16 protein-coding genes are annotated in these 17,742 nt (G+C 40.0%); 2 read left to right on the forward strand and 14 right to left on the reverse strand.

Going from position 1 to position 17,742, the window contains the following annotated elements:
* Positions 1 to 127: 127 nt before the first annotated feature.
* A complete protein-coding gene (locus tag ACY2RR_RS24260) occupies positions 128 to 616 on the reverse strand; it encodes a lecithin retinol acyltransferase family protein (RefSeq protein WP_490110785.1) in 489 nt (162 codons plus the stop codon).
* A 164-nt stretch (positions 617 to 780) separates the two neighbouring features.
* On the opposite strand from ACY2RR_RS24260, the gene ACY2RR_RS24265 reads away from it, so the two are divergent.
* Together ACY2RR_RS24265 and ACY2RR_RS24270 are read left to right on the forward strand one after the other, a co-directional pair.
* Positions 781 to 996, forward strand: a complete 216-nt coding sequence (locus ACY2RR_RS24265) for a hypothetical protein (protein ID WP_490110786.1) — start codon at positions 781 to 783, stop codon at positions 994 to 996.
* Positions 997 to 1,047: 51 nt separating this feature from the next.
* Positions 1,048 to 1,188: a hypothetical protein gene (locus tag ACY2RR_RS24270; RefSeq protein WP_490110787.1), complete on the forward strand. Its 141-nt coding sequence runs from the start codon at positions 1,048 to 1,050 to the stop codon at positions 1,186 to 1,188.
* A gap of 318 nt (positions 1,189 to 1,506) precedes the next feature.
* On the opposite strand, the gene ACY2RR_RS24275 is transcribed toward ACY2RR_RS24270, so the two are convergent.
* From ACY2RR_RS24275 to ACY2RR_RS24335, 13 genes are all read right to left on the reverse strand, one after another.
* On the reverse strand, positions 1,507 to 1,914 hold the full coding sequence (locus ACY2RR_RS24275) for a hypothetical protein (RefSeq protein WP_490110800.1): 408 nt from the start codon (positions 1,912 to 1,914) through the stop codon (positions 1,507 to 1,509).
* On the reverse strand, positions 1,883 to 2,992 hold the full coding sequence (locus ACY2RR_RS24280) for a DUF2971 domain-containing protein (protein ID WP_490110788.1): 1,110 nt from the start codon (positions 2,990 to 2,992) through the stop codon (positions 1,883 to 1,885). Before ACY2RR_RS24280 ends, ACY2RR_RS24275 begins: the two co-directional genes overlap by 32 nt.
* A gap of 1,231 nt (positions 2,993 to 4,223) precedes the next feature.
* Complete coding sequence (locus ACY2RR_RS24285) at positions 4,224 to 4,577, reverse strand: hypothetical protein (RefSeq protein WP_490110789.1); 354 nt, start codon at positions 4,575 to 4,577, stop codon at positions 4,224 to 4,226.
* Between the two features lie 164 nt (positions 4,578 to 4,741).
* Entirely contained in the window at positions 4,742 to 5,800 is a 1,059-nt protein-coding gene (locus ACY2RR_RS24290) for a ParA family protein (protein WP_490110790.1), read from the reverse strand.
* A gap of 915 nt (positions 5,801 to 6,715) precedes the next feature.
* Positions 6,716 to 7,228, reverse strand: a complete 513-nt coding sequence (locus ACY2RR_RS24295; protein WP_490110791.1) for a hypothetical protein — start codon at positions 7,226 to 7,228, stop codon at positions 6,716 to 6,718.
* Between the two features lie 498 nt (positions 7,229 to 7,726).
* The gene (locus tag ACY2RR_RS24300; protein ID WP_490110792.1) at positions 7,727 to 8,506 is read right to left on the reverse strand and encodes a hypothetical protein; all 780 of its coding nucleotides are present in this window, start codon (positions 8,504 to 8,506) and stop codon (positions 7,727 to 7,729) included.
* A 101-nt stretch (positions 8,507 to 8,607) separates the two neighbouring features.
* Positions 8,608 to 9,912 (reverse strand): DUF2314 domain-containing protein, encoded by a 1,305-nt coding sequence (locus ACY2RR_RS24305; protein ID WP_490110793.1) that lies wholly within the window; start codon positions 9,910 to 9,912, stop codon positions 8,608 to 8,610.
* Positions 9,913 to 10,037: 125 nt separating this feature from the next.
* Positions 10,038 to 10,847: a tetratricopeptide repeat protein gene (locus ACY2RR_RS24310; RefSeq protein WP_490110794.1), complete on the reverse strand. Its 810-nt coding sequence runs from the start codon at positions 10,845 to 10,847 to the stop codon at positions 10,038 to 10,040.
* Positions 10,848 to 10,947: 100 nt separating this feature from the next.
* A complete protein-coding gene (locus ACY2RR_RS24315; protein ID WP_490110795.1) occupies positions 10,948 to 11,319 on the reverse strand; it encodes a hypothetical protein in 372 nt (123 codons plus the stop codon).
* Between the two features lie 631 nt (positions 11,320 to 11,950).
* On the reverse strand, positions 11,951 to 12,475 hold the full coding sequence (locus tag ACY2RR_RS24320) for a zinc-ribbon domain-containing protein (RefSeq protein ID WP_490110796.1): 525 nt from the start codon (positions 12,473 to 12,475) through the stop codon (positions 11,951 to 11,953).
* A 1,069-nt stretch (positions 12,476 to 13,544) separates the two neighbouring features.
* Positions 13,545 to 13,988 (reverse strand): hypothetical protein, encoded by a 444-nt coding sequence (locus ACY2RR_RS24325; protein WP_490110797.1) that lies wholly within the window; start codon positions 13,986 to 13,988, stop codon positions 13,545 to 13,547.
* 54 nt (positions 13,989 to 14,042) lie between these two features.
* Positions 14,043 to 16,670 carry a DEAD/DEAH box helicase gene (locus ACY2RR_RS24330; protein ID WP_490110798.1) on the reverse strand — a complete coding sequence of 876 codons (2,628 nt, stop codon included), beginning with the start codon at positions 16,668 to 16,670 and terminating at the stop codon, positions 14,043 to 14,045.
* A gap of 8 nt (positions 16,671 to 16,678) precedes the next feature.
* On the reverse strand, positions 16,679 to 17,623 hold the full coding sequence (locus ACY2RR_RS24335) for a HamA C-terminal domain-containing protein (RefSeq protein WP_490110799.1): 945 nt from the start codon (positions 17,621 to 17,623) through the stop codon (positions 16,679 to 16,681).
* Between the last annotated feature and the right edge of the window lie 119 nt (positions 17,624 to 17,742).

Genomic DNA, 17,742 nt, shown 5'->3' on the forward strand with positions numbered 1-17,742 from the left:
CTATAAAAGGTGATATGAATTCATCTACTTCTTTAGGCTGGATGATAAGCACGATCTCCTTTTAGCATTTAACGCCCCCATCAAGCGCCGCCGTAGGCGGTCGCTTGGATGGGCTTGTTAAGCGCATTTACTCCGTGTTGGATTTTTCAACTGCTCGTGTTGCAGCTACAGCTATGCCGCCAACGAGAAGAGCTCCACCAAGAAATTTTAAAAAATTTGGGTTTTCGGAAGCTAAACCGACTACAGCTGCCCCTGCAATTGCACCGCCTACGCCAGCCTTAACTTGTGTAGATGTAACTTCAAGTCCAGCAGCCCATTTTACAAAGTGCTCACAGTTATTGCCTGAAACAGAGTATTTCCAGATGCCAATTTGAGATCTTGCCGCTTTGATAACTTCAGGGACTGATTTAAGGAGTGTCACTTTTACTGTATATGTCTTTTTACCTTTGGTGACGACATGCCAAGGTTCCTCTTTGACAGTACCATTTCTATCGGTGGCAGAAATGAGTTTATATTGGCCGTTCTCACATATTTGATCTGTTACTAAAGACCAATGTTGGTAGATGCCAAAGTCAGAAGCGACAACGTCACCGGGCTTTACTGCAATGCTGTTCATCCAAGAATATCCATTTCATTTTTATGTTTGAATATACTTAATTGGGATGAATTGCGAGATTTCAACTGTATTCACATACGCGCTTAACGCCCACATGTGGGGCGCCGAAGGCGTCCCAGGCAGCTTGCTGCCGTACACGATGTGCTTGTTATGCAAGCGCCCTGATGTGCACGAAACCAGCAGCGAACTGGGACTGTTTTTTTGATGGTTTGCACGTCTGCGCAGGCTGGCGGGAAACCGATGAGCTGTTGGGCAATATTATTGTTGCACCCGAAGGCTTGAAACTGGATTTTACCGAGCCAGCCAAACTGCGGCCGTATGTTGCCGCTGAAAACCTGAGTGTGATTGGGCCAAGTTGCACTGACTGTATGCTGGCGTAACCGATGAGCTGTTGAAGGATGCTACCGCCGAAACCCTGAAGTAGGGAAGCGATGACGTATATTACGCCAGCCCGCACAATGTTGAAAGTTAACCCTGCCCAGACACTTGATAACTTTGCTGGTGTTGTAAACCGGGAAAGCTTGAACTCGGTGCTTGTCGCCGCTGCTCGGGCAAAGGTTATTGGGATGTGACGCGCTTCGTTGGCGGCGTGAAACGAATGGCCTGAAACCGAAAGCGTATTCAACACCAGCTTGCACGAACCCCTGCTTGATTTGGCTTTTCTCTCTCAGCCGCTCCTCAGGGCATAACGCCTGCGTGTGGGGCGCCGAAGGCGTCCCAGCTGCGAAGCAGCGAATACCACGCACTTGTTATGTTTTTTGCCCGGTTGGCAGGATTGACCAGCAAACCGGAACCGTTTTTGATGTTTTGCATGACCTTGCCGTCGTGCACCTGTTACCGCTGAAACCCTGACCGTGATTGGGCCAATTTGCACAATGTTTGCGCTGGCGTTACCCGAGAGCTGGATGAAGGAAGAACCGTTGGAACTGTGAAACAGGGAAACGGAACCACTTTAAACGCCAGCTACCACGGTAAACCAAGTTTCCAGTTTCCGGCAGCACATTGTTAATTGCTGGTGTTGGAAACCGGAAAAGCTTGAACTCGGTGCCTGGCGCCGCTGCTCGGGCAAAGGTTAGAGGGATGTGACGCATTCCGTTGGCGGCGTAAAACGAAAAGCTTGAAATCGAATTGATTTCAACACCAGCTTGCACGAACCCATGATTGATTTGGTTTTTCTCTATCAACAACTCCTCATGACATAACGCCTGCTTATGGGGCGCCGTAGGCGTCCCAGCGCAGCGACATGAAGCTCTTGTTATGCGCATTTTATGGGATTGGATCGTGATTGAAATGGCCATTCATAAGCTTCAAACCTTCGCCTTTTTCCCATCTCTGTCTCTGCTTTTTATAGTACTCAGTACCTGGTTGTAGGGTTGTTCCCATGCTTACTAGCTCAGTATCTGTAATATCTATATTTCGGGAAGATGGACTTATATGAGCCTGTTGAAATAAGAAGTCAAAACAGTATTGTTCGGTATCTTTCGTTGAAGAAGACCTTATTCTCTGATCTAGCTTTTCATTGATAATGTAGCGAATTGCTTCTTTATCAGAGCTACTCATTCTGGCACCGAATATGATTCCTACTACTTGAGCAAAGTCGTAATAAAAGAGCCTTTGATAACTTTTTAAATCAAAGGTTCCTGAAATCCATTTCTTTGATTGAGGTAAAAGTAGTCTGACTTCTTCTTCGTAGTCCCAGCATTTTCTTTTAGTTAATAATTGTGTTTTACAATCTGCGTGATATTTGGAAATGCTGTCTTTGTTTTCAAATTTGTAGTTTGTGAACATTTCAGGGAATAATGAGAATGCATTTATAGATTCAATACAATCTTCATATTTAATACTTTCGACAGGAAATGCTTTTCCAATGCTTGCAGAATGCCCTTTTGCAATATCTATGCTATCTCTACAGCGGGTTGGATCTTGGGAAATACAACCATTTATTGGTCTAAATACTAAGCAAAAGCCAGTATGACTCTTTGAGTAATGAGACCACATTAGCATATCTGATTTGTTGTTGGAGAATGAAACAGAGTATCCAGAGCTTGGTTCGTACAAATCTAAGAAGTTAGTAAAAGTATTGTATCTTGTTTGTGCTCGGAGAATACCTTTTACAGAGGCTTCCTCGTTTTCGATGAGAAGGTTTGCAATGTGTGCTTGATTTTCTCTGATAGCGGAAATTAGTTCATGATAAGTTTTTCTTCCAAAAGACGATAAGAACTTCGCTACTTTTTCAGAGCTCGGGTGCCCGTTCCATATCCCATTCAGTAGTTTCAACCACTCAATTTCTGAGTTTTCATAAAAGACAAACTCTGATTGCATATCAATTGGATCATTTAATTCATCTTTTGATGCAAAGTACATTTCGTCATACATTAGCGATTTCTCACTAAGCATGCCCGGTGAACGATATCTATATATGTGCATGATGTTTTACTCGAATACGCGCATAACGCCAGCATGTGGGGCGCCATAGGCGTCCCACGAGCGAAGCGAGGACACCATGCTCTTGTTAAGTGCGCTCTTTATGCCTTGGAAGAAAGTAACCAACCTGCTGGAGCTCACTAATTTTATATTTGGATAAATAAATGATGCCAGGAGCTATTATGACCAAGTAACAAAGTAATACTGATAATAGTGCTGAAATACCCTGTGTTATTTCTTGGTTAAATTTGCTAAGAACATACAATAATGGGGCCAAGAGGACAGGTATGAAGGCAAGATATATAACAAATCCAAAAGTAATCTTAGCTATTTTTGACGCCATTCTTCCAGTTAAAAGTAGGAGTTCGACGTAAATAATCATTGCTATAAATGCTAATGGGGTAGCAACTAAGGCTATTAGTAGTAGCTGAGTTAACATTTAACTTAGTGTATTTATCTAGTTGATGAAACAATTCTAGAGAAGCCAACTTTGACCGAAATTACTAATAAAAATATATAAGTAATCTGAAGATCTAAAGCAGTAATCTTCATTGCGAATGTGTTATAGAAAAAATAGACAATATTTGAGCTACAGAAGTAGAACACCATGCCTAGAAATAAAGCTACAGATAAGCCATAAATCATTTTTTTATCGTTGGTATTCATCCGTTACTCCATGATGACAGGTGGACTATAAGCACTTAACGCGAAGTTGTGGGGCGCCGTAGGCGTCCCAGGCAGCTTGTCTGCCGTACACCAACGCCTTGTTGTGCGCGGCCTTGCCGGTTGAGATTTACCGGCGCTGGCATTGCACAAACTTTGCGAATTATTGGGGTGAGCTTTGCCAGCAGGCAAACCCTAATTTCTGTTTGTATTGAGCAATGAAACCTGTAGCCACTGGAAACCTTTGTTGCGGCGAAACTCAGAGATTTGGCTGGCATTGCACGTTTAAACATTATTTGGATGTTTGTTGCCGGCTCCACATAGCGAGAAGAGCAGGCTTGGAATTGGAAACCATAATGTTTGTGCTGACTAACTCAAAGGCAGCCCGAATAATTTAACAGGAATACTCGCTGAATTACGGTGCTTCAAGATTCCCCAAACCAGCACAAATGTTAATTGCCAGCTTTACCAAACTTGTGGTGATTTCACAGGAAAAACGCTGGCAGAGAAATTAATATTTTCACCCTGCGCACAACGCCAGCATGATGGGCGCCGCTTGCGGCGTCCAACCCATGCTCTTGTTAGGTGATTTTACAGCAACGCCGAACAGACCAAGCCTTTGCTGGCATTGCACGTTGAATGTTTGTGATTGAACTGGCTTGCCAGCTGCTTTGCATTTGTAGAGCTTGCTGACCTGAACGCTGGATTTTAAACGACTGAGAACCAGAATGTTTGCCTTGAAATGCTTAACTGGCAAGCACTGCGAAACCTTTGGAACACAGAAGTTGAAGCTGGCAAAACCGGGAGGCAGCCCGTAAATGTTTGCAGGAAAAACACGTTGAATTGCTGAACTTTCAGGAAAACGACGTGACAAACTCAAAACCTTGTTGCCAGCTCCACGAAACTTGTTTTTCTCTCGTTTAACTCTGATTTTGCAGGAGAGAAATTATTAAAACTCCCCACGACACCTAACGCCCCCATCATGCGCCGCCGTAGGCGGTCGCATGGATGGGCTTGTTATAACTACATTTTCTGGATCTAAAAGTTTGTTTCTATATATGAAGCTAAGGTTTCATATTCTTGTGTCATCTCATCCATAAGTTCAATTTGATTTGCAGCCCATGACCCTCGACCTCGAAGTCCTGACGTTGGGCGATGATTTGATAAATATCGAATTGGAATGTTTTGGAAAATACTATCGGATGCCATGACATTTAAATCTTCAATTCCTGCAATATGACTCGAATGTATGAATGACGGTATCGCAGTGTATGTAGATATGTTTTGCAAGCTTGGAATTAATAAATTGCTAATGGCATCTTGAATAGATGTGTGATGTACAGCATCAGCTGCAACCATATGCTTAACCCCATTTCTTTTTCTTGTATCGAAGTTGTTGAATACCCACCCTCCGAATTTTGGCTTACCCTTAGATGATATAACCGGATCGTTAGGGTTATTCTGAAGATAGCGTTGCTTACCTTGTTCCCAATCTTGTATGAATAAAGGAAGCATTTCGCCGATTAATCCAACACAATATGATGAAAATAAATCTGGGGTGCATGGGACAAGAAAATAGTCTGAACAATATAATGATGAGCGAACCAAAGTATTAAAAGATGGAGGTAGATCAATTAATACATAATCATAATTAATGTTGTTAACTCTAGACGCTTCTTGTGTCAAAAGTTCTGGGAGAATAAAACGGTATAAACCAGAACCACCAATAACATCTGTACCAACGTTCAAGACATCAGAAAATGAGTTCAACCAAAAATCTCCTGGTACAATATCTAAGCGTCCGTTTTGATTGCTTATTTTTGGAGATGAAGTATGAATTTGACCGAATCTATTTTGCTGAATATATGGTAGGGCAAACGCTTTCACTGTTTTTCCGAACGGGTGACTAGCCGATGTTTGCAATAAAGATGAAAACTCTTGATCACCCAAACAAGCTATAGATAAGTTGCACTGAGGGTCGAAGTCTAAAAGTAAAACATTTTTATCTAGGTCAGCAAGGGATACAGCCAAATTCCAAATAATTGAAGTTTTACCTACGCCACCTTTGTTGTTAAAAACAGATATTGTCTTTGTCATGATTGGCTTTAAACCTTAGGTTGTTGATGCGTGGAAGAGAAGTAGCGCTTCTCAATAACTGCTGGAGATCGGCAAAAATAGTACATGCCATAGTACATGATAAGCGTCTTTTAGGGCATCCAGAGAGTTGTTACTTTCGTTTACTAGCACTTTTTGAAAAGCTATAAATAGAAGATAGTTGTGAACTTTCGATGTAGTTATAACGCCTTAATGTGGGGCGCCGTAGGCGTCCCACACGATTAACTTGTTAAGTGCGCTCTTTATGCCTTGGAAGAAAGTAACCAACCCGCTGGAGCTCACTAATTTTATACTTGGATAAATAAATGATGCCAGGAGCTATTATGACCAAGTAACAAAGTAATACTGATAATAGTGCTGAAATACCCTGCGTTATTTCTTGGTTGAATTTGCTAAGAACATAAAATAATGGAGCCAAGAGGACAGGTATGAAGGCAAGATATGTAACAAATCCAAAAGTAATCTTAGCTATTTTTGACGCCATTCTTCCAGTAAAAAGTAGGAGTTCGACGTAAATAATCATTGCTATAAATGCTAATGGGGTAGCAACTAAGGCTATTAGTAGTAGCTGAGTTAACATTTAACTTAGTGTATTTATCTAGTTGATGAAACAATTCTGGAAAAGCCAACTTTGACCGAAATTACTAATAAAAATATATAAGTAATCTGAAGATCTAAAGCAGTAATCTTCATTGCGAGTGTGTTATAGAAAAAATAGACAATATTTGAGCTACAGAAGTAGAACACCATGCCTAGAAATAAAGCTACAGATAAGCCATAAATCATTTTTTTATCGTTGGTATTCATCCGTTACTCCATGATAACAGGTGGACTATAAGCACTTAACGCCAAATTCAGGTGCGCCGTAGGCGTCACCTGGAATTTCTTGTTAGTTGCCTAAAACTGAAACCCATTGCTTACATCGCGGATTTGCAGCAATGTTTGCATTCTTTCTTTTACCTCTTTGTTCTGAGTTTTTTCTGACTCAGACCAGGCATCAACGGCATTAGCAATGTCGTTGCAAAATATGTCAACTTGCAGAAGTAGAGATTGGTTACTTTGAATTTTATGAAAACTATTGCCGTTAGGTGAAGGTTGAATAAAGTGAAAATTATCCAAAGCCTCTCGTGCTCTTTGCGCTTCTATGTTCTCTCCACCTTCATGTAATAAGCTACACCTAAGAGCGTAACAATCGTTTCCAGTTAAGAAAACATGCTTAATTCCGCCTGGTTGCATTGTGTATAAAGGTTCAACCCATTCTGTAAACCATCGAGAGTACCTCTTATTAGAGCCTTCATTGGGTGTTTCCATTCTTCCACAAATATCAGGTAATGTTAGTGCAGTGGTTAAAGCTCCATACCAGTCTTTAGCTTCTAAAGATTTCCGTATTGAATTTGTGAATCGTTGCACGATGCCTCCTTGGCAACTAACGCGAAGTTGTGGGGCGCCGTAGGCGTCCCAGGCAGCTTGTCTGCCGCACACCAACGCCTTGTTATGCTTGCTTGTAGGTTTGCACAATGTTGCAACAAACCGGAATTGCTTTTAATGATTTATATCGCTGCGCTAGCCGGCGAAACTGGCTAATGCCTGAATTGAAACGAAAAGGCTTAAGCGGCCTTCGGCGAGGCAAGCTTAATGTTTGTGCTGGTGTTGTGAAAACGATGAACCTTTGCACGATATTTCCCGCCGTTGACACGGACAAGACCCGAGGGATGCGGTGCCATTTCAGTAGGCGGAAACTCGAAGGAAATAACTCCGAAACCTATCAACACCAGCTTGCACAATTCGTTTTAGTTTTAGCTTTTCCCGCCGCGACTTTAAAAGGCATAACGCGAAGTTGTGGGGCGCCGTAGGCGTCCCAGGCAGCTTGTCTGCCGAACACCAACGCCTTGTTAGGCCAAAGCCTGATTAACTGACGATCATGCTTGTTAAAATTGATATTGCAAAGCCAACACCAATAACCCATATGAGTTTGTTTTTGAGGTCTGTGCTTTTTTTGTACCTTGAAATCTCGTCACCCCAGTGGAATACCGACTCACCATAGGCCTCTGCAATTGTATTTATGGGCATTGCGATCGTGAGCCACATCATAACAAATGAAGTAAAAAAGCTGCTTATAATCAGTTTTACGATATTAAGCAAAGGTATGTTTGTGCTGGAATTTACAGAAGCTATGGACTCAGCCCATTCTTGCGGAAATATTGAAAATAGCAATATTCCGGAAGCTAAAGATAGAAGTGCATATATTAATGCTTGAATGTTTTTGCTCTGCACTTTAATCCAAAAGTTACCTCTTCTGATTCTAGATATTTGTGCCTCAAGGTCATCCATGAAAATGATTGACCAGTCTCGACTTTTTTCGTTTATGGCATAGTGAACTTTGTTGTCGTCTTCATTATCTAAGTCGAGTAAAAATATCTCTTTATCAGCTTCAATATTGTCCTTTTTGTGGAGTTCTATAAGTAGTCGAGTGATCCTTCTTTTCTTAGAATTATCGTCTGAAAGAACTTGGTCAACGCTCTCATGAGTTATAAACGAACCATCACTTCTGAAAATTTTAAAGAAAAGTACTGTTTCATAATCAAGCTTTTTTGAGTGTGTTGTCACAACATCAGTTATTTTTCTCATTAGTGACTCATCAATGAAAAAGTCTTCCTCTACATTTTTGTAATTTCCCATTGATAGCATTGATTTTTACTCATCTCTCTAATTGGTTGGAAGGGCCTAACGCGAAGTTGTGGGGCGCCGAAGGCGTCCCAGGCAGCTTGCTGCCGTACACCAACGCCTTGTTATGTTTCTTGGAATTTGAGAATCAGTTTTCCTGTTTCATTACCCATCTGGGTTCCGTCAGGAAACTCTCTGATGTAGTCGAAGACATCTCTCTGATCTATTTCAACTTCCGCTCCACCTCGTAGTCCTTGTACATTAAAGGGCTCGTTCTTTAAAAGCCCTTTAACTTTGTTGCCTTTCCAAGATATGACTTCAACCCACATCCATTCAGTACCACCATCATCCGTATCAAATGGAGCTTTGAGTAGAATGAACTCACCAGGGTTTAATATATTGTTGAAATCCTGCTGTAGACTAGGGAGCTTCTTCCTAGCTTCTTCGCTTGCTTTGAGTATCAGTTGGTTATGCTTGACATAGTGGATAGAATCTTCCCATCCAAATAAGTCGGATATGAGCTTGTCTTGCTTTTCTTGCAGAGATTTCCCTGGGATTATGCTGAAATCTAACTCTAGAAGATAATTATTTGGGTCACCTTCTTCGTGCTTTGAAGGAGTGAGCTTAATAGATATTTCTCTTAACGCATTTTCCTTTAGGCTTGAAGTGATTCTTTTTTTAAATTCCGAATCTTTAAGGTTATCTATATCGATTTCGAGAATGAAATCATTATTTGGAAATGTTCCTTCAATAAGAGTTTGTGAAACAATATTGATCAGGTTTCCTATGCTGTCATTAGCAGCCCATGAAAAGTCATTCACTACAATGTCGGGAAGGCCAAATTTTGCCATGCCAAGTGTAATGGCTCTCACATATTCATTATTGTTATACGCATGAATAACTGTGTGCGAGCTGGCAATTGGTGTGTCAACTAACCATGAATTGATACGCTTCTCATGCCATGATGACAGTGTAAAAAGCTCTCTTGTTTCTGAGTCGTATATGAATCCATTAGAATTCTTTGCTAGTGAGTAAGAGTGGTTGCTTATAGATTTCAGCGCCTTGGGCATGTGTTTTATTGGGTAAGCAAAGTCAACGATAATAGCAGCTCTGTAATCTTGAACTTTTATGGAATCATTTCTCGTTAGTCCATGTCCAAAATACCTTAAGTATTCCAAGTCTGGAGGGGGATATGAGTCTATTAAATCAATTGTTGTTTGTTGCCTGAAATATATAGAATTAATGGATTCAGGGAATTCATCAACTTGCTGTAGTGAATTGGGTTTTTGTACTGCTGCAATAGCTTCTTTGGCAGTATTTAGATCTTTTGTGTAAATAATTGTTCTTGTATATACGGCAGCATATGTCGATGATGATATATACAGAAGAAATATGATTTGTATAAATCGAATAAGTCTTATTTTAAACATCGTTTGTACTTGATTTTATGATGAAACATAACGCCTGCGTGTGGGGCGCCGAAGGCGTCCCAGGCAGCTTGCTGCCGTACACGACGCACTTGTTACACGTTTATATGATATTAACTGAAAACTAGCTATTGAACTTCTATAGATTTCTGATATTTGTTTATTAGAAGGTTTTTTGCATCAATGAATTCTTTAGTGCTTTTAATATCTGGTTTTCTTTCAGATATTATGTTTAATGCGCCACTTGCTAATTTAAAGTCTGAAATTTCAGTGTATGATATTGAAGTGGCCAGCATGAATTGTTCATCAGATAGTAAGCTGGGGTCTAAAGAATAGGCTGTCTTGAAAGCTTCAGTTGCTTCTTGGTGCTTATTGCTTTTTTGGCTGGAAATAGTGATGTTTCTATACGCGTAAGCGCTAGGTTTTATATTGTTTGCCTTCTTACAAAGTTTTAATGTTTTTGTAAAGTCACCCTTTAATAAAGTGAGATTGCTGAGTTGTACATATCCTGAATGATGCTCAGGGAATTCCTTTATTAGAATCTCATATTGTTTTCTTGCATACGTATAAAATTCTTCATTTTTCTCTCTTTCCCACCTTATGGCATAGAGATTAGCTAGCCCTATCAGTAAATCAATTTTGAATCTTGAAGAGGTTTTTATTCCAAGTTCATAAGAAGACTTAGCAGATTCATAATCTCCTTTTACGCTATAAAGCCAACCGAGCCGTTCAAAATAGAAGCCTCTATCCTGACAGGACTCTTTTGTGTTCTTTGACTTCCACTCAGAAATAAGTATATCTGGACTTGTTTCTGAGCTGTGATTTGAAATTAAAGACATCCAAGTTGTGTTACAGCTCATTTCTATATTGTCTTTATCCGCATAGGCTGAATTAGAAAATATATAAATAATAAAAAAGAAAACTGTACATTTATTCAATTTTATCACTCTGGACGTAGAGGTTGGCAAGACGTGTAACGCCTGCGTGTGGGGCGCCGAAGGCGTCCCAGGCAGCTTGCTGCCGTGCACGACGCTCTTGTTATGCGTGTGAATTGGAGTCTAAGCCACCCCAGAAATAACGGAGATAAACCCTATCTCCTGATTGGAATGAATCCATTAGAAATTCTTTTAGCGATGATATTTGGATTTCACTGCTAGGTGAAATTTGATCAATAAGTTCTTCCAAATTTGGAATCAGCCATTCACGCTTTTTCCAGCTTTCATGACAGTGGAACTCTATCGCAAGTTTACTATGGGATTCATTGTCAAACGCGATAGATTCGAATACAGGGTCAATTTCATGATCGCATACAACGATAAAGCTATTGTCGGAATACCTTTTAAAGGTGTATGCCCCGTGAATAGGATACTGATCAGAACATCCTTTACTAAAGTTTGTAGATGTAACCATCTCTTAATCACGCCAGATACTATTAGGTTTTCATAAGAAAGCGATTGTTCATAATTTACTCTCTACATGACGATAGGGCAGGAGTACTACTGCATAACGCCTAGCTGTGGGGCGCCGCAGGCGTCCCAGGAGCGAAGCGACGACACCAGCGACTTGTTACACGCTCTTGCCAACAACGCCAAGCAGACCAAGCCTTTGCTGGCATTGCACGTTGAATGTTTGTGACTGAACTGGCCTGCCAGCGGCACTGAGTTTGTGGAGCTTGCCGACCTGAACACCTATTTATTGAGCGACTGTGAGCCAAGATGTTTGCGGTGAAACTTTGAGCTAGCAAACCACACAAAACCTTTGGAGCACAGAAGTTGAAGCTGGCAAAACCGGGAAGCAGCCCGAATATTGTTCACCGGAGAAACGCGTTGAATGGCTGAACTTTCAGAAAAACAACGTGACAAACTCAAATTCCTGTTGCCTGCTCCACCAAATTTGCTTTTCTCACGTTTAATTGTGATTTCGCAGGAGAGAAATTATTTAATTTCCCCCACCGCGTGTAACGCCCGCATATGGGGCGCCGTAGGCGTCCCAGGAGCGAAGCGACGAATATGATGCGCTTGTTAGGTGCATTCTGTTGAGGTTACAGCTTCTGGCCGCATTGTGAACAGAACTTATGTTTCTTGGCAGCTTTTGAGCCGCACTCAGGACAAAACAAAGCAGAGCTTTTGGTTTTTTGCTCTGATTCTTCTGATGAGATTTTGACTCTTTGAATGTAGTCCTCAAGTTTCAATTTGGCAGAATCGAGATCATGGATTAAACCGTCAATGTACAGTTTTAGATCCTCATATGGTGTAATAATTGAGTCTCTTTCAGAAACCATACCTCTTTTTGCATCTGCTCTTATATTCCCAGCTAGACCTCTTTTCCCAAATAAAGAAAACATACCCCCAGTGAGAGAACCAGCATTTGCGATTTTCTCTTTGTAGTTGGCTCGAACTGTTTTTACTTCAAGGTTTATTGATCGTTTTATTTGTCTTAGTTCACTTTGAAGAGACCTACACTTCGCTATCTCTGACTTGGCCTCAGAAATATTACCGGCACCAAGTTTAAGGCCTTCAATCCCTAAACTCTTTACCGAAGATATGTATTCTTTAATGTTACTCATAATCTATTGGTTGGGCTGCACCTAACGCGAAGTTGTGGGGCGCCGAAGGCGTCCCAGGCAGCTTGTCTGCCGCACACCAACGCCTTGTTGTGCGCGGCCTTGCCGGTTGAGATTTATCGGCGCTGGCATTGCACAAACTTTGCGAATTATTGGGCGAAGTTTTGCCAGCTGGCAAAACCTAGTTTTTGTTTGTATTGAGCAATGTAACCTGTAGCCACTGGAAACCTTTGTTGCAGTGCAACTCTGTGGTTTTGCTGGCATTGCACGTATAAACATTGCTTGGATGTATATTGCCAGCTTCACATTGCGTGAAGAGCAGGCTTGGAATTGGAGACAATAATGTTTGTGCTGGCAAACTCAAAGGCAGCTCGAAAAATTTAACAGGAATACTCGTTGAATTGCGATGTTTCAGGATTCCCCAAATTAACACAGATATTGATTGCCAGCTTTATCAAACTCTTGGTGATTTCACAGAAAAAACGCTGGCAGAGAAATTAATATTTTCACCCTGTGCACAACGCCAAGCTGTGGGGCGCCGCAGGCGTCCCAGGAGCGAAGCGACGACACCAGCGACTTGTTGTGCGCGGCCTTGCCGGTTGAGATTTACCGGCGCTGGCATTGCACAAACTTTGCGAATTGTTGGGGTGAGCTTTGCCAGCAGGCAAACCCTAATTTCTGTTTGTGTTTAGCAATGAAACCTGTAGCCACTGGAAACCTTTGTTGCGGCGAAACTCAGAGGTTTGGCTGGCATTGCACGTTTAAATATTACTTGGATGTATATTGCCAGATCCACAGAGCGAGAAGAGCAGGCTTGGAACTGAAAACCATAATGTTTGTGCTGGCAAACTCAAAGGCAGCCCGAACAAATTAACAGGAATACTCTTTGAATAACGGTGTTTCAGGATTACCCAAACTGACACAAATGTTGATTGCCAGCTTTATAAAACTCTTGGTGATTTCACGGGAAAAACTTAGGCAGAGAAATTAATATTTTCACCCTGCGCACAACGCGAAGTTGTGGGGCGCCGTAGGCGTCCCAGGCAGCTTGCTGCCGAACACCAACGCCTTGTTACATGCTTTCATGCTTTAGCATTGTAAGTTTTGTGACTTCTATCTGATCACGATTGGCCGCGAACATTAAATGAAGTGCGACTTTTCCATTTTCAAAGGAAGTGCTAATCGTATACCTATAAATATGGATGAGATAAAAATCACTCAATGAATAGATGAAATCATAATCACTTAGCCACATATCATCTATTCGTTCGAATTCTCCAAAAGACTCTTGGGTTTTTCTGAGAATGGTTTCTTGATCTATGATTGACAACTCACCAAACTCATAGCTGTACTTAGCTACTGCCGCTCTTTCTAGGGTGATAATTTCTACAGATGCATCCCTAGCAATTTTGTATGTTAAATCCTTGTATTTACTCTTGTCGTATTCAAAAAATCCATATAACGACAAAGCGATCGCTGCAACAGTAAATATTATTTTTCTTATTGTTTTTAACATCTATCGTTCCGACTCAAACTGCATGTAACGCTTGGGTCAGGTGCGCCGTAGGCGTCACCTGGACCCACTTGTTATATCACGATTGGCTCCATAACCTGCTCTACTTAGATACCGGTTAAGCAAGGGTTGAAGTTTGGACCGATCTATAGTTTTTAATGACTCTTCAACGGATACATTTCCTTGCCGTTTTATTAATGGTTTTATTTTTAGTGCAATGGATCTATTGATCCCAAGAGTCATTAATTCTAAAACAGTTGGATCATAGCTACCCATTTCTAGCATGGAAGGTAAATTCAGGATATATGAATTATCTTCTTTTTCTTCATCAGTCAAAAAGCTTGATATGATATCAGCCCATACCATTAGATATTTAACCGCAATAAAAGTAATGTTTCGACTGATGTGCGAAGTTACATACCTAGCGGCCTTATCTACTTTATCCTCGCTTTCATTGCTATCTTCAAGCTTTTCCTTTATAAAATATGTATGCCTTTTTCCTGACATCCAGTTATTACAATCCTTAACTAATAGTCCTAAATTTATATAGTCATCATAGCTCTTAATACTTGAGTTTGTTTCACCTTCAATATCAAAAATATCGTTCAAACGATCAAAAACGGACCAAAACTGATAATAATAATTTTTTTCTTTGAAATCTGCTTCTTTGTAATTGCACCCTTTTTTCCCATAGGGACCCTTAGAGATCAACCACTCATCAACTCCATCTGAACTAACAGCTTCATAGAAGCTATTTTGAAGTATTGGATCAATAAATGGATTCTTCTCAATCAACGAGCAAGGTATTGTTAGTTTTTTTGATACGTTTGATAATGAATTCTTTATTTCTCCAGATTGATTGTTGTTAAGCTCAGATACTGATAGTATTTTTTCCAGCTGCACTTTATCAACTTGATATAAGGATCGAAGGTATGAAACAAGCTGGTATAAGTCTTTTTTGAAGCCAAGTTCATCTAATTCTATGCGGGTTAGGTCGATTGTATTTGGCAATATATCTTTATAGTCGTTTATCGAGGTAAGTGTCGCAGATGATACCGATTTTTTTACCTCAGTTGTTAATCTATCTTCGCCCCATTCGTCATCCTCTATATCAATACAATACACTTCGCCATATAGTTTTGTACTTACACGTCCAGCTCTTCCTATCAAGTTGAAAAATTCAAAGTTGCTCATTTCAACTTTATCAACTTTGGGGTTTATAACTATAAGTCTATCTGCGGGTAGATTTACGCCTTGCACGAGGGTTGAAGTACAAACAATATTTTTAATAAGTGATTTTGAATATAGCTCCTCTATTTCTTGTCTCGCAATGTCTGGCAAACCTGCATGGTGATATGCAACACCTAACCTAAGTGTCCTAATTAGAGAATATTTTGGATGAACTTCGTCTGCTAAGAATTCAATGAGATCTTTGACTTTCTGATCGGCACCCTCAACTATGTGTGGATTATTCGATCCTATTATAGGAGCAACTTTTTGCGCCCATTTTTCGGCAGAGTATCTTCTAGGTGCGTAAATGATATTGTGATCATTGGGATCAAAAAGTGCCATGATTGCGGCTAAAGCATCCCCTTTGTTATTCTTAGCTTTTGAATAGAGAGCAGATTTTAAATCTATTTCCCCCTTTAAGATATTTCCAGTAGGACTAGCTACTTTATAATCAGCTTTTTTGTTTCTAGGGGAAAGCGTTAAGGCTACCTTTAACTGAAACACTGGAGAAGAAAAAGATTTATGATCAATTAACTCTATATCTGCGATACTATTTATTGATTTCGCTAGCTGTTCAATAAATGGGCCTGCTACAACAAACTGACAATTTGGCCACTTATTAATCATTCGATACAAGGAGTTTTCAAAAACTGAGCCTCTAGACCTATCTTCAATGTTATGAGCTTCATCTAAAAACACAAGACTTGGCTCTTTAAAGTTATTATCTTGAAAAATCTTTAGTGTTCGTTCAGGCGTGAGAACAAATATAGATGGCTTTGAATCATCTACTTCTCTATAGGTTGTAAAAACATGAGACTTATCTCCCAATAGATACTTAATATCATTACTAACCTGATTGATCAATGCTTTGGTTGGAACAACATATATTATGCTTTTATTTGTTTTTTCAACTACTTCAGAGATGTATTTTTTTATAATGAATGACTTGCCTGCAGATGTTGGTGCTGAAATTGCGATATTATTCAGACTGACTAGAGAATCCCATAATTTTGCTTGGAATTTAGTAAAATAAACCTCTGTCTCATCAGAAAAATTCTGCTCTAGTTCAGCACGATTTCCAGCTAATTCTATATTTAAAAGAGACCCGAAATCTGTTTTGTATTTTCTATCTTGGAAGAGTTTTGGTAAATGCATGCTAGATACAATGTTGCCAGTTCTAGATTGCATTATGTAGCATGCTTTTATAAAAGCCTCATTATCTGGATCTGATAAATGAAGCAAAGCACCAAATGTACTTGCTAGATTTCTTTCTTTATCTTCTTCCCCTAGTGCTCCAATAGAAGCTAGCCAAGTTGCTTTTTTTATCTTAGCAATGGGGATGTCGATGGTACATTCATCAATTTCCCTGTTTTTTAGAAACAGTCTATTGAGTAATTTATCGAATACTTCTATAAAAACAGGGTGTGAAATTGCGGCATTATATGAACTACTCATTATTAATCCTAGACTGTCCCTGACTTATACTCTATGCCATGTATTGCTTTATAAAGAGAGTGCTTAAAACTTGATACACTATTCATCGGCAATAAAAATATATCAAGATAGACTTTCTCTAATTCTGAATATGTATCTAATTTCTGCTTAATCAATTTATATGCTTTTTCAATTCTCCGTTCAGCCCACTTTTCGAATAAAGATTCAGCTTCTAATTTGTTCTTGGCTTTTCTTTCAATTTTCGATATTTCACTGCTCTCAAAGACTAGAAGTACTGGGTGTGCTTTGTTGCAAGATTTGTATTCTTTCGTTCCTGGAGTAAAAGCCTCAAATAAACTTTCAAGCTGATCGAGATCAAAGTTTTCAGAAATATTTGATCTAGCTATAAATAGTTCATGATCTAATGTACTACTTGTGTAATTTTGATGAAATCTATCAAGTGAATCTAGTGAACTATCCAACGCTCCAGAGAAAGTTTGGTGAATCTTTGATTCCCCAATAAGGATTGCCATATCGTCCCTATACTCACCAAAGAAAATACCATCACCTCCTTTAACCTGATCATTCGGATTGGTTAGTAGGGTTATCTTGTGGGAGACTAATGGTGTATTTAAAATTGCTTCAGCAAATATATATAATAAAAGCTCACCGTACTTACCATCCATATCTGGGTTTGTTTCACCAAAAAATGAAACGGCTTTCCGGAATGCATTGATTCCCTTTTTATTGAACCTGGCTCGTTGTTTAGAATCGTAAACGTAATGCTCTATGGAATCTGCAATTGAATCTACTATCGCTGTTAAGTCTTGTTGTGTTCCAGAAAAATCAACGGAATACAGTCTAGTCACAGTTTTATTTTTTTCTATAACTGGATGCGCTTTAAGATGATCACTTACCCAGTCATGATTGCAACTTTTTAGTTTTTCCCACTCTATTTTTTTCAAGTCATCCATTTATGAGATATCCATGTGGTACTGAGTAATTGATGAGTGATATAACGCCCGCATATGGGGCGCCGTAGGCGTCCCAGGAGCGAAGCGACGAATATGATGCGCTTGTTAGGCGCCTATCG

This window comes from Parendozoicomonas sp. 2304DJ65-17 (assembly GCF_058148445.1).